The sequence below is a fragment of the Telluria aromaticivorans genome, from assembly GCF_013003915.1.
Classification (GTDB): Bacteria; Pseudomonadota; Gammaproteobacteria; order Burkholderiales; family Burkholderiaceae_D; genus Telluria; species Telluria aromaticivorans.
Window position 1 is genome coordinate 255,180 of sequence record NZ_JABAIV010000006.1, and the last position, 12,280, is coordinate 267,459.

General features: G+C 64.5%; 11 protein-coding genes. 9 read left to right on the top strand and 2 right to left on the bottom strand.

Annotated elements, in window-relative coordinates; translation table 11 throughout:
- Positions 1 to 26 precede the first annotated feature (26 nt).
- The 7 genes from HGB41_RS17475 (at position 27) to HGB41_RS17505 (ending at position 6,741) form a co-directional block, all read left to right on the top strand.
- A complete protein-coding gene (locus HGB41_RS17475) occupies positions 27 to 1,331 on the top strand; it encodes a M20/M25/M40 family metallo-hydrolase (protein WP_171086746.1) in 1,305 nt (434 codons plus the stop codon).
- 114 nt (positions 1,332 to 1,445) lie between these two features.
- On the top strand, positions 1,446 to 2,924 hold the full coding sequence (locus HGB41_RS17480; RefSeq protein ID WP_171086747.1) for a PQQ-dependent sugar dehydrogenase: 1,479 nt from the start codon (positions 1,446 to 1,448) through the stop codon (positions 2,922 to 2,924).
- A gap of 27 nt (positions 2,925 to 2,951) precedes the next feature.
- Positions 2,952 to 3,395: a thioesterase family protein gene (locus HGB41_RS17485; protein WP_171086749.1), complete on the top strand. Its 444-nt coding sequence runs from the start codon at positions 2,952 to 2,954 to the stop codon at positions 3,393 to 3,395.
- A gap of 218 nt (positions 3,396 to 3,613) precedes the next feature.
- Entirely contained in the window at positions 3,614 to 4,345 is a 732-nt protein-coding gene (locus HGB41_RS17490) for a PEP-CTERM sorting domain-containing protein (RefSeq protein WP_212761000.1), read from the top strand.
- 116 nt (positions 4,346 to 4,461) lie between these two features.
- Positions 4,462 to 5,079, top strand: a complete 618-nt coding sequence (locus HGB41_RS17495; protein WP_171086751.1) for an RNA polymerase sigma factor — start codon at positions 4,462 to 4,464, stop codon at positions 5,077 to 5,079.
- Between the two features lie 8 nt (positions 5,080 to 5,087).
- Positions 5,088 to 5,579 (top strand): hypothetical protein, encoded by a 492-nt coding sequence (locus tag HGB41_RS17500; protein WP_171086753.1) that lies wholly within the window; start codon positions 5,088 to 5,090, stop codon positions 5,577 to 5,579.
- 28 nt (positions 5,580 to 5,607) lie between these two features.
- Positions 5,608 to 6,741 (top strand): hypothetical protein, encoded by a 1,134-nt coding sequence (locus tag HGB41_RS17505; RefSeq protein ID WP_171086755.1) that lies wholly within the window; start codon positions 5,608 to 5,610, stop codon positions 6,739 to 6,741.
- Positions 6,742 to 6,995: 254 nt separating this feature from the next.
- Here HGB41_RS17505 and HGB41_RS17510 read toward each other — a convergent pair whose 3' ends face one another.
- On the bottom strand, positions 6,996 to 7,487 hold the full coding sequence (locus HGB41_RS17510) for a DUF3016 domain-containing protein (protein ID WP_171086756.1): 492 nt from the start codon (positions 7,485 to 7,487) through the stop codon (positions 6,996 to 6,998).
- 174 nt (positions 7,488 to 7,661) lie between these two features.
- Between HGB41_RS17510 and HGB41_RS17515 the strand changes: the two genes are divergently transcribed.
- Together HGB41_RS17515 and HGB41_RS17520 are read left to right on the top strand one after the other, a co-directional pair.
- On the top strand, positions 7,662 to 8,402 hold the full coding sequence (locus tag HGB41_RS17515) for a DNA-formamidopyrimidine glycosylase family protein (protein WP_171086759.1): 741 nt from the start codon (positions 7,662 to 7,664) through the stop codon (positions 8,400 to 8,402).
- A gap of 192 nt (positions 8,403 to 8,594) precedes the next feature.
- Entirely contained in the window at positions 8,595 to 10,100 is a 1,506-nt protein-coding gene (locus tag HGB41_RS17520; RefSeq protein ID WP_171086761.1) for a DUF3369 domain-containing protein, read from the top strand.
- A gap of 165 nt (positions 10,101 to 10,265) precedes the next feature.
- Here HGB41_RS17520 and HGB41_RS17525 read toward each other — a convergent pair whose 3' ends face one another.
- The gene (locus tag HGB41_RS17525; RefSeq protein ID WP_171086763.1) at positions 10,266 to 12,206 is read right to left on the bottom strand and encodes a GAF domain-containing sensor histidine kinase; all 1,941 of its coding nucleotides are present in this window, start codon (positions 12,204 to 12,206) and stop codon (positions 10,266 to 10,268) included.
- Between the last annotated feature and the right edge of the window lie 74 nt (positions 12,207 to 12,280).

Sequence of the window (12,280 nt, forward strand, 5' to 3'; positions counted from 1 at the left end):
CATTCTCCATTGCACAGGACGCCGACATGCCACGCCAGCTCGCCCTTTCGCTCCTCCTGACAAGCCTGCTCTGCGCAACCGCCCAGGCCCAGGGCCTGGCTCCGGCCGAGCAGCGCATCGCCGACGAGGTCAAGGCATGGCAGCCCCAGGCAATCGACCTGCTCGAGCGCAGCGCGCGCATCAACAGCGGCACCATGAATTTGCAGGGCGTGCGCGCAGTGGGCGAGGTCTTCCGTCAAGAACTGGACGCGCTCGGCTTCAAGACCGCCTGGATCGACATGCCGCGCGACATGGGCCGCGCCGGGCATCTGGTCGCCAACCGGAGCGGAACGACGGTGCAAGGCAAGCGCCTGCTGCTGCTCGGCCACCTCGACACCGTGTTCGAAACGGACGCGCCCGGTCCGCTGTGGCAGCGCGAGGGCGATAGCGCGCGCGGCCAGGGCGTCGGCGACATGAAAGGCGGGAACGTGATCGTGATCGCAGCGTTGCGCGCCTTGCAGCGTGCAGGCGCGCTGGACAACACGAGCATCAGCGTGGTGTTCACCGGCGACGAGGAAGAAGCCGGCCATCCGCGCGAAGTATCGCGCCGCGACCTGGTCGAGCTGGCCAGGCGCAGCGATGTCGCACTCAGCTTCGAAGGCGCGATCACCGACGCGTCCGGCCAGGCACTGGCCACGGTGGGGCGCCGCGCCACGGCCTCGTTCGACCTCGACGTCAAGGGCCGCCAGGGCCATTCCCAAGGCGTATTCGGCAACGGCGGCTACGGCGCCGTGTATGAAGCCGCGCGCATCCTCGACGGCTTCCGCCAGGCGGTGGCCGAGCCGGGCCTGACCTTCAACCCGGGCGTGATCCTGGGCGGCACCGACGTCGCCCTCGACGAAGCCAACTCGAAGGGCACAGCGGCCGGCAAGACCAATGTCATCGCCAACACCGTGACCATCCGCGGCGACCTGCGCTACCTCGACTACCCCCAGCGCGACCGCGCCCATGCACGCATGCGCGAGATCGTGGCGCAAAGTTTGCCGGGCGCCAGCGCCGCCATTAGTTTCCGCGATTCCTATCCGCCGATGGCGGTCACGCCCGGCAACCTGAAACTCCTGGAACAGTATTCGCAGGCAAGCAACGACGCCGGGCTGGGCACGGTGGGCGCGGTGCCGCCGTCGGCGCGCGGCGCCGGCGACATCCAGTTCGTCGCGCCGCTCATCGACAGCCTCGACGGCCTTGGCGCCAGCGGGGGCGGCGCGCATTCGCCGGGCGAGCGGGTCGACCTGACATCCCTGGAACGTTCCGCGATTCGTGCGGCAATACTGATCTATCGTCTGACGCGCTAAGCCGTTCCGGCCACAGCGTCGCGCATCAGCCACGCTGATCTGCGGTGTGCACGTGCGCCTGCCTTCGCTGGCAGAATGGGGGTCGACGATGTGCTGCTCCTCATGGAGGCAAACATGCTGACCGAACATGTTCGGATAGTCCTGCGGACGCTCTTGCTGTTACTCGCGCTGGCAACGATCGCCTCGCTTTCCGCCTGCGGCGGCGGTGGCGGCAGTCCCGGCACTCCCGGCCCCACCCCGCCGCCCGCGGCCACCACCGGCACCCTGGTCGTCACCACCACCGGCCTGCCGGCCGGCGTCAACGCCTCGGTGCGCGTCACTGGCCCCAACAACTTCCAGCAAGACCTGACCGCGTCGCAAACCCTGGCCAGCCTCGCAGCCGGCAGCTATAGCGTGGCCGCCGCACCGGTCAACGCGAGCGGTGTCAGCTATACGCCCACTCCTGCCACGCAGAGCGCGGTAGTCACCGCCGGCGGCACCGTCACCGCCACCGTTAGCTATGGCGGCACCGCCGTCAGCATCGCGCTCAGCGAAGTGGCCGCCAACCTGGAAAACCCCACCTGGCTGTCCGCGCCGACGGGCGACACGCGCCTGTTCGTGCTGGAGCGGCCGGGGCGCATCCGCATCGTCCAGAACGGCAATGTGCTGACCCTGCCCTTCCTCGACATCAGCGGCCGCGTCTTCACGGGCGGCGAAGGCGGCCTGCTGTCGCTGGCCTTCGACCCGGCCTTCGCCCGCAACGGCTATTTCTACATCTATTACACCGACCCGCAGCAGAACATCGTCATCGAGCGCTTCACGGCCAGCAGCAATCCCAGCCTGGCCGACCCGACCTCGAACCTGGTCATCCTGCGCATTCCGCACGCGAATTTCACCAACCACTTCGGCGGCCAGGTGGCCTTCGGGCCCGACGGCTTCCTTTACCTGGGCACCGGCGATGGCGGCGGCGCCGGCGACCCGCTGCGCAACGGGCAGAACCTGAATTCGCTGCTGGGCAAGCTGCTGCGGATCGACGTGGCGACCGCAGTCGCCGGCCAGCCCTTCACCATCCCGCCCAGCAATCCTTACATCAACCAGGCCGGGCGGCGTGGCGAGATCTGGGCCGCAGGCCTGCGCAACCCGTGGCGTTTCAGCTGGGACAGCGGCCAGCTCTACCTGAGTGACGTCGGCCAGGACCGCCGCGAAGAAATCAACATCAGCGTCGCGGGCACCGCGGGCCTGAATTACGGCTGGAACACGATGGAAGGCACGCTGTGCTTCAACGCCACCACCTGCGACCGCACCGGCCTGACCTTGCCAGTCTTCGAGTACGACCACGGCGCCAACGACGCCAACGGCTGCTCGATCACCGGCGGCTTCGTCTACCGCGGCAGCGCCATGCCCGAACTGGCCGGACGCTACTTCTACTCGGACTATTGCCGCGGCTTCCTGAAGAGTTTCCTGGCCACGGGTGGCAACGTGACCGAGCAGCGCGACTGGAACATCAGCGGCATCGGCAACGTCATCTCATTCGGGCAGGACGGCGTCGGCGAGCTCTACCTCACGACCTCGCGCGGCAGCGTCTATAAAATCGGGCGCTCCCCCGCTCCATGAACTTCCGCCTGAGGTTAAAATTGAAATATGGCACGCTTACAACTTAACTTCCCAGAAGACCAGTTCTACTACTCCACCCCGATGTCGGTGCGGGTCACCGACATCAATGCCGCCAACCACCTCGGCAACGATTCGATGATCTCGATGATCTCCGAGGCGCGGGCACGCTTCCTGTTCGAGTTCGGCGTCGGCGAGACCGAGCGCGACGGCACCGGCATCATCGTCACCGACCTGGCCACCACCTACCGCGCCGAAGCCCACGCACGCGACCAGCTGCTGTTCGAAGTCGGCGTCATGGACTTCAACAAATACGGCGGCGACATCACCTTCCGCGTCACCCGCCCGCGCGACCGCACCCTGATTGCGATGGCGAAGTCGGGGTTCGTGTTTTTCAACTACAAGAGCAGCCAGGTGGTGATGATGCCGGATGAGTTCCGCGGTAAATTCGACCGGGTGAACTGGGTCGACTAAGAGCGCCTAACACAACCCCGAGGGCAAGGGATGCGGCCACCCGGCGCGTCGCCGCAGTGGCGGACCACGAAGACAGTACGCAAGTACGGCGAGACGATGCAACGCGGCCATCGGGGGAATTGTCAGGCGCTCCAAGACTACCCACTGTGGATAGACAGCATTGCAAGCCTGTGTTGCAATGCTTGATTGTGATCATTTCGCCATCAACGAGTCACTCCATGAACGTGTTCGCCAAGCTCTGCATCACCGGCCTCGCCTGCCTGCTTCCCCTTGCGGCGCAGGCGTCTGTCCTTACCTTCCGCTATACCGCCACACTTGATTACATGGTTGCGCTGAACCCTGCAACAGGTAATTACGAGGGTGTGTACGATGAAACCGAGTTCGCAGGCATCTCGTTCAAAGCCGGCGACCTGATCAGCGGCACCTTCCGTTACGACACGGCAGTGACACCCGACCAGGAAGAAGCAGACCCTGAATACCGGACTGCCTACTACGTCCGGTCGCCGGCGGACTTCATGAATTACCGCTTCGAGCGGACCGGCTATAGCTTTGCAGCCGGCGCCGGGCTCGATCCATCCGGTACGGCCCATGTGCGCGACGTCGCCCCCGGCACGCAAGGGAGATCAGATGAGCTTCATCTTGCCATGTTCAATTCGGACGATCAGTTTGAGCGAAGCATGTTTCTTGAGTTCGGGGACCATAGCGGGAGCATGTTCAACGATACGTCGATGCCTGCCGCTCTCGACCTGGGACAGTTGGACCGTTTATCGATGAGCGGCGCTTTCCGGGGGCTGAACGACGACCGCTGGATGGGGTTCGGGGCCCAGATCACCTTGTTGGAACAAGTAAGCAGTGACGTGCCGGAGCCCGGCTCCCTGCTGCTTCTGGCCGCCGGCGCAACCGGCCTGCTCGCCTCGCGCCGCCGCAAGCGCACCGCCCTCATCCGCTGACATCCCCTGCCGGCCGCATTCGCGGCCGGCATCCCCGGGGCTCCGCGCCAACGCATTTTTATCCGTTCCGAAAATAATTGGAACTTTTCCGCCTCCCCGGCGGAATACGGTTAAAGATGACGACCATGACCACGCCCCTCGACACCGCCGCCGCCGACTTTGACCTGCTGCGCCAGACGCATGCCGGCCGCGCCGATGCCTTCACGGCCCTGTACCGGCGCCACCAGGGCCCCTTGTACCGCTACGCGCTGATGCGCTGCGGCTCTGGCGACACGGCGGCCGACGTGGTGCAGGAAGCCTTCATGGGCCTGCTCACCAAGCGCTTCGGTTTCGATCCGCTGCGCGGGCAACTCCAGCACTTCCTGTTCGGGGTAGCGCGCAACCTGATCCTGAAGCTGGAAGAACCGCGCCAGCGCCAGGTCGCACTGCCCGAGCCCGACGCGGATGGCGACAACGAACTCGACCTCGCCTGCGAAGGCGCCGAGCCGCTGGCCCGCCTGCTGGGCAACGAGGCGGCCGAACAAGTGCGGCGCGCACTGGCGCTGCTGCCGGCGCACTACCGCGACGTGGTCATCCTGTACGAACTGCACGACCTGTCCTACCTGGAGATCGCCACGGTCTGCCAGGTCGACATCGGCACCGTCCGCTCACGCCTGTCGCGTGGCCGGGCGGCCCTGGCCAAGCGCCTCCAGGCGCATGCGGCTGGCGCGCCCCGGTCGGCGTGTGCAAACTAATGGAGTAAATGATGGATACCAAGGACAACCCGGACGCCACCCTCGCCCCCTGCTTCGCAGTATTGCGCGGCGAACTGGCCGGCATCGATGCGCCGCGCTGCGTCGAAAAGGAATTGATGCAGGCCTTCACCCGCCAGTTCGCGCCGCGCAAGCGCTGGTACCACGCCTTGAGCCTGCCGCAATGGGGCACGGCCGGGGCACTGTGCTCGCTGACGGTGGTCGCCGTGCTGCTGGCGCTGTCGCCGCACCGTGCCGTGAGCGTGAGCGGGCAGCCGCTGGTCAGCTTTGACAACGGCGCTGCCTTCGTTGCCCTCGATACGCTTGAACGGATCGAAAGCGAACCCGATGCCCAGCTGGTCGAAGCCGACCTGCCGCGCACCGCCCTGGCCTCGATCGGCGTACCGGTCAACCCTGACAACGCAAACGACACCGTGCGCGCCGAAATGCTTGTCGCCGCTGACGGCCACCCGCTGGCCGTGCGGCTAAGTTCCACCAACTAAGCACACCCATTCACCACAAGAGGAAGCCATGACACCTACGAAGATCCTGATTGCCGCGCTGCTAGCCTGCGCATTCGCCCCGGCCCTGGCCAATGAAGCTGGCCTGGAAGCCGGCGAGCAGGCAGCGCGTACCGAACGCACCGAGCGCCGCATCGTCACCCGCACCGGCGACGGGGTCCACGTCGAACTGGGCAACCTGGCCGAACTGCGCGCCCTCGATGGCCTGGGCAGCCTGGGCGGCGCGACGGTCGTGCATATGCACGGCGCCAAGTTGGTGAAAAATGCGCCCTACAGCGCCGAAATGGTGTCCGAGCGCATCCAGACGCTGGGCGACGGCAACCAGATCGTCAACAAGTCCAGCACGATGAGCTACCGCGACAGCGCCGGCCGCACCCGCAGCGAAGTGCGCAATGCCGAAGGCGAAGTACGCAGCGTGACGATCGTCGATCCGGTCGAAGGCGCGCGCTACTTCTTGCGCCCGCGTGACAAGACCGCGATCAAGATTTCGGCGCCGAATGCCACCGTGATCGCTGCCCGCGAACACGCCCGCGTCGCGGCCCGCGAAGCGCGTGTCGCGGCCGCCGAAGCGCGGGTCGCCGGCTCGGAAGCACGCCTTGCCGCGCGCGCCGCCGCCGCCCAGGCCCATGCCCGCATCGACGAACTGCACAAGGAAGGCAAGCTGGCCGAAGGCGCGCACGAGCGCGTGATCATCAAGCAGGTCGAACGCAGCGGAGAACACCGTGATGTCCAGATCCGCATCGCCCAGTCCGCGTCGCCCGCGATTGCGGCGCGGGTCGCACCGATGATCGCCGGCGCCATGGATGAACACAAATGGGCCGCGAAAGCCACCTTCAAAGACCTCGGCACCCGCGAATTCAACGGCTTGAAGGCCCAGGGCAGCAGCCGCAGCTACGAGATCCCGGCCGGCGAGATCGGCAACCGCAACGCGATCGTGGTCAGCACCGAGACCTGGGTGTCGCCGGAGCTGCAGGCGGTGGTGTACCAGAAGCGCAGCGACCCGCGCGCCGGCGACGCGGTGCTGCGCCTGGAAAGCCTCAGGCGCGAGGAACCGGCGGCGGCGCTGTTCGCGGTGCCTTCGGATTACACGGTGAAGGATCCGGTGGCCATGGCAAAAAGCCGCATCGAGAAGAAGTCACAGTAAGCCTCGCAAGAAAAACGGCGCTTCACAGCTAATGGCGTTCAGTTAAACGTAGAGCTTGTGAAAAATTCCTCCGTTGCTGCGTTGCATTCGTCTCGCCGTACTAGCGTACTGTCTTCGACGATGCGCCTTGCCCTGGAGTTTTTTTCACAAGCTCGTAGGGTGGCTGGCTTCGCCAGCCACCCTAGATTTTCATGCTAACTGAACGGCATTAGCGCTTCACAGCGCCGTTTTCACATGCATTGCCGCCAAAGCGTTCAGCCCGGCTTTTTTTGCAGGATGGTTTTGTTGAACCAGTCGTCGATCATGCGCTTCTCGTAGCGCAGGCTGTCGCTGTCCGAGAATCGGCTGATGCGGTTCAGGTAAGACATGTCGCTGAGGCGCTCACTGCCGCTGCCCACGACCTGGCCATTGCTGGTGAGCGTGTAGCGCAGCTCGATCATCGGCCAGTCCGCCATCCCGTTCAGCACGCGCAGCTCGCGGCCGGAACGCGCATTCGGGTATTCGCGGCCCGCCAGGTCGATCTCGGTGATGTCCACCTTCAGGTCGACTCCCGGCGGCAGGGCTTTACCGAGCTTGGCGAAATGGTCTGCCAGGTCGCGCAGAACCTCCTCGCGCTCCCACGGCGCAAACGGCAGGTCCGCGAATTTGTCGGACTCCACATAATTGACGGTCACGCCCGCCGAGGCGGCGCCGGCGCCAAGCGCAAGCAGCCCTGCAAGGGCCAGTTTGCCAATCGAGGATTTCATCGCATTCCCTTTCGTTGTTCCGGACTACTTTTTTACAGTGAATCACAATCCAATATACGCCCATTGCCCGGCTTTTCGAGGGGGTCGATTGTCGAAGTTTTGTATCCAAATGTTAGGCCCCGTACATGGCATTTTGCGCACTCAGCCGACAATGGCGCAAAGGAGGCCGCTACCGTGCCCGAAGGACCATCGCTATACATCCTCAAAGAGCTGGCCAAGGATTTCAGCGGCCAGGCGATCGTGCGCGCCGACGGCAACGTCCGCGCCTTCGACCCGGCGCGCCTCGTCGGCCAGTGCATCACCGCGATCCATACCTGGGGCAAGCACTTCCTGATCGAGACGCCGGAGATGGTCCTGCGCGTGCACTTCCTGTTGTTCGGCACCTACCGCATCAACGAGACGCGCGAAGGCAAGGTGCCGCGCCTGTCGATCGAAACCGCCACGGGCGACGAGCTCAATCTCTACGCCTGCGCCATCCGCGAAATCGATCGCGACGCCTACGCAGCCTACGACTTCAGCGCCGACGTGATGTCCGAGACCTGGGACCCGAAGAAGGCGCGCAAGAAGCTGCGCGCAAACCGGGACATGCTGGCCTGCGACGCCCTGCTCGACCAGGACATTTTTTCCGGGGTCGGCAACATCATCAAGAACGAAGTGCTGTTCCGCATCCGGGTGCACCCGCTGTCCACCATGGGCGCCCTGCCCGCCCCGAAGCTGCGCGCCCTGGTCGACGAAGCCCGGCAGTACAGTTTCGATTTCCTGGAATGGAAGCGCCAGTACGTGCTCAAGCAGCACTGGCTGGCGCATGCCAAGAAGATTTGCCCGCGCTGCGATATCCCCTACCTCAAGGCCAAGCTCGGCCGCTCCAACCGGCGCAGCTTCTACTGCGAACGTTGCCAGAAACGCTACGATTGACGGTGTTTTCACCATCTTGTATTGACCCTTTATTCATGACGGGTCGTCTGTGACATCGTTAACCAACACTTTTAATGTTGCCTGTTGTTAAGCCTCAAGGGGCGTACTACAATCATCTTGACTTGCGGCATTATTTTTGTGACTTTCCTGCCGCGGATTGTGTCGTCGATCAACCCAAGGTAACGGAAACCTATGTCATTCTTGTCCTCTGCCGCGCCAAAGCTGGCTCCGTGGAAAGTCCTGCTCGTCGACGACGAACCGGATATCCATGACATCACCAAGCTGACCCTGTCGCGCTTCCGCCTCGACGGCCGTGCATTGTCGTTCGTGCATGCCTACAGCGGCGCCGAGGCCAAGGAAGTGCTGGCGCGCGAGAAGGACATCGCCCTGGTCTTCCTCGACGTCGTGATGGAGCGCGAGGACAGCGGCTTGGAAGTGGCGCGCTGGATGCGCAAGGAACTGGACAACCAGTTCACCCGCATCGTGCTGCGCACCGGCCAGCCTGGCCAGGCGCCGGAAGAACGCGTGATCGTCGACTACGACATCAACGATTACAAGGAAAAGACCGAACTCGATCGCACCAAGCTGTTCACGACCACCTTCGCCGCCCTGCGCGCCTACCGCGACATCATGAAGGTCGAGGAAGCGCGCCGCGCGCAGCAGAACTACCGCGAAGGCCTGGAACGCGTGATCGAAGCCTCGGCCCATATTTTCCAGCAGCGTAACCTGAAGGATTTCGCCAACGGCCTGCTGCAGCAGGTAGTGGCACTGCTGCGCCTGGAGCAGAGCATGCTGCTGCGCCTGACGGGCGCCAGCGTGATCGCCGGCGAAAGCCAGTACGAAGTGCTGGCCCGGATCGGCGAGATGGAAGGCGAGGAAATCGGCCCGGAACTGGTGGCCCAGTTAGATGACGCGCGCCACAACCGCATCTCGCGCCTGCACGGCAACACCTATGTCGGCTACTTCCCGAACGCCAGCGGCAAGGCTTCGCTGCTGGTGCTCAAGGGCGTGGAAGAGATCGCGGAGATCGACGCCAAGCTGCTGGAAGTGTTCTGCTCGGGCGTGGCGATCGCTTTTGATAACATCCTGCTGAACCAGGAGATCACCGATACCCAGGCAGAGCTGATCCTGCGCCTGGGCGACGTGGTCGAATCGCGCTCGCATGAGGCGGGCAACCACGTGCGCCGCATGTCGCAGGTCTGCTACCTGCTGGCGCAGGCTGCCGGCATGCCGGAAGACCAGACTGCGACCCTGATGCATGCGGCGCCGATGCACGATATCGGCAAGATCGCCACGCCGGACGCGGTGCTGCTCAAGCCGGGCAAGCTCAATGACGAAGAGTGGGAAATCATGCGCCAGCACCCCACCGTCGGCCTGCAGATCCTGGACGGCTCGCAGCGCCCGATCCTGAAGGCCGCCGCCGTGATCGCCCACCAGCACCACGAGAAATTCGACGGCAGCGGCTATCCGCAAGGCCTGCGCGGCGAAGCCATCCACCCGTATGCCCGCATCGTGGCGGTGGCCGACGTGTTCGACGCCCTCAGCCACAAGCGCTGCTACAAGGACGCCTGGCCGGCCGCCAAGGTCACCGAGCACCTGCGCGAAGTGGCGGGGCATCACCTGGATCCGTTTTACGTGGATTTGCTGATCAAGAATATGGACAAGGCGCTGGAGATCAATGCGCAGTGGCCGGATTGACGGGACGTCAAGACACCACCAACCCGTAGGGTGGGCGGGGTAATTCCGGGCAATGCCCGGGATTACTAACGCCCACGCGGTGATAGTTATCGGTAGCGCAGCCGCTGGGGCAGATCTGGTGTTAGTTGACCGCGTGGGCGGCATAGCCGCCCACGCTACGAACCCCTACTTCCTCTGCGAGCGCGGAAACCGCAGGTAATACTTCAGCCCCTGCCCCGGTGCGCTCTCTACCCGCACCGTCCCGCCCAGCGGCCCCGTCACCAGGTTGTACAGGATATGCGCGCCCAGCCCGCTGCCCCCAGTCCCGCGCTTGGTGGTGAAGAACGGGTCGAACAGCTTGTCCAGCGTCTCCTTGTCCATCCCCGCGCCGTCGTCGGCGTACTCGAACACCACCTGCTCGTCCTCGAGCGCCGCGCGGATCGTGATTCTCCCGTGCTGTTCGTGCTCGAAGCCGTGCACCAGCGAATTCATGACCATGTTGGTGACGATCTGCGAGACCGCGCCCGGGAAGCTGTCGAGCACCAGGTCCTTGGCGCACTCGACTTCCACCTTCACCTTGCGGCCCTTGAACTTGGGCTGCAGCGACAGCAGTACCTCGTTCAGGTAGGCGCACAGGTTGAAGTTGCGGATGTCGTCGGATGACTGGTCCACCGCCACCTGCTTGAAGCTGCGCACCAGCGCCGCGGCCCGTTGCGTGTTGGTGGTCATGATGCGCAGCGACTGGTCGATGATGTCGAGGAAGGAGTTCAGGCTGTCTTCGGTCATCTCGCCCGCCGCCAGCTCTTCGCGCGTGAGCTTGAGTTCCTGCACCAGGTGACTGGTGGCCGTCACGCAGATGCCCAGCGGGGTGTTGATCTCGTGCGCCACGCCCGCTACCAGCCGTCCCAGCGAGGCCAGCTTCTCCTGGCGCACCAGTTCCGACTGCGCTTCCTGCAGGCGGTGCAAGGCTTCGTTCAGGGCCGCATTCTGCGCTTCCAGCGCTTCCTTGGTCTTGCGCATCCGGCGGTCGGCCTGCATGCGCGCCAGCGCCACCGCGACGTGGCTGGCCATGAAGGCCAGCAGGTCGAGGTCGGCCTTGGTATAGATGATCGAGGCATCGTAGCTCTGCACGATCAGCACGCCGTAGGGCTGCTCGTGCACCAGCATCGGCGCGCCCATCCAGCTGGCAATGTCGGTGTTCCCGAGCGGTTCGTGCACCAGGCCGTTGGCCACGAGGTGGCGGAAGCTGGTGGCGTCGTGAAGCTGGGGCTGCTTGCTCGACAACACGTAGGAACACATCGCCTTCCCGAACGGGAAGCGCTTGACCGGCGCCTCGCGGTCTTTCTGGTCGACGAAATACGGGATGCTGATTTCCTGGGTATCCGGGTGGTACAGGCCGATCAGGAAGTTCTCCGCCACCATCAGCTCGCCGATGATGCGGTGCAGGCTGGCCGACAGCGCGGCGGTGTCGAGCGCCTGGGCCGACAGGCTGGCGATCTGGAACAGCGCATGCTGCACCTGCTCGGCGCGGCTGCGCTCGGCCACCTCGATCGCCAGCGCGGCGGTGCGTTCCTGTACCGCGCGCTCGAGCCGGTCCATGCTCTGCAGGCCCTGCAGCGCGTTGGAGACGTGGTTCGCGATCTGCGTGAACAGCGCCTGGTCTTCCTCGCTGTAGGTGACGTTCTTGGTATAGCTCTGGATGACCATCGCGCCCAGCGCCTGCTGGTGCTGGTCGAGCAGCGGCACGCCCATCCAGTGCTCGGCCGCGCTCCCGTGGCCCCACTGCATGCCCTCGCGGTCGCGCGCCTCGAAGTCGTCGGCCGTGATCATCAGGCGCTGGCGGTTGACCACCACCCAGGAAGTCGGCGACTGTTCCGGCGCTGCCAGCGCGATGCGCTGTCCCGGCGCCGGCACTTCGTCGTCGGCTTCGTCGACGAAATACGGGAAGCGGATGGTTCCGTCCTCGCGGTCGCACAGCGCCACATAGAAATTGGCCGCATACATGATGCGGCCGAGGGCGCGGTGGACCGCGCAGATGAAGTCGGTGATGTCGCTGCAGGTGGTCGACAGCTGCCCGATTTCAAGCAGCATCGACTGGACGGCTTCCAGTCGGTCGAGACGTTCCATGGTAATCCTTGAAAATTAATTCCCAACGGAAATATTAGCAGCAGATCGGGTTGGCAGACAGTGCTTTGGTGGCG

What these genes read in the sequence shown, in the direction of transcription:
- HGB41_RS17475 (WP_171086746.1), top strand. Translation starts at nt 27, where the DNA reads ATGCCACGCCAGCTCGCCCTTTCGCTCCTCCTGACAAGCCTGCTCTGC.
- HGB41_RS17480 (WP_171086747.1), top strand. Translation starts at nt 1,446, where the DNA reads ATGCTGACCGAACATGTTCGGATAGTCCTGCGGACGCTCTTGCTGTTA.
- HGB41_RS17485 (WP_171086749.1), top strand. Translation starts at nt 2,952, where the DNA reads ATGGCACGCTTACAACTTAACTTCCCAGAAGACCAGTTCTACTACTCC.
- HGB41_RS17490 (WP_212761000.1), top strand. Translation starts at nt 3,614, where the DNA reads ATGAACGTGTTCGCCAAGCTCTGCATCACCGGCCTCGCCTGCCTGCTT.
- HGB41_RS17495 (WP_171086751.1), top strand. Translation starts at nt 4,462, where the DNA reads ATGACGACCATGACCACGCCCCTCGACACCGCCGCCGCCGACTTTGAC.
- HGB41_RS17500 (WP_171086753.1), top strand. Translation starts at nt 5,088, where the DNA reads ATGATGGATACCAAGGACAACCCGGACGCCACCCTCGCCCCCTGCTTC.
- HGB41_RS17505 (WP_171086755.1), top strand. Translation starts at nt 5,608, where the DNA reads ATGACACCTACGAAGATCCTGATTGCCGCGCTGCTAGCCTGCGCATTC.
- HGB41_RS17510 (WP_171086756.1), bottom strand. Translation starts at nt 7,487, where the DNA reads ATGAAATCCTCGATTGGCAAACTGGCCCTTGCAGGGCTGCTTGCGCTT.
- HGB41_RS17520 (WP_171086761.1), top strand. Translation starts at nt 8,595, where the DNA reads ATGTCATTCTTGTCCTCTGCCGCGCCAAAGCTGGCTCCGTGGAAAGTC.
- HGB41_RS17525 (WP_171086763.1), bottom strand. Translation starts at nt 12,206, where the DNA reads ATGGAACGTCTCGACCGACTGGAAGCCGTCCAGTCGATGCTGCTTGAA.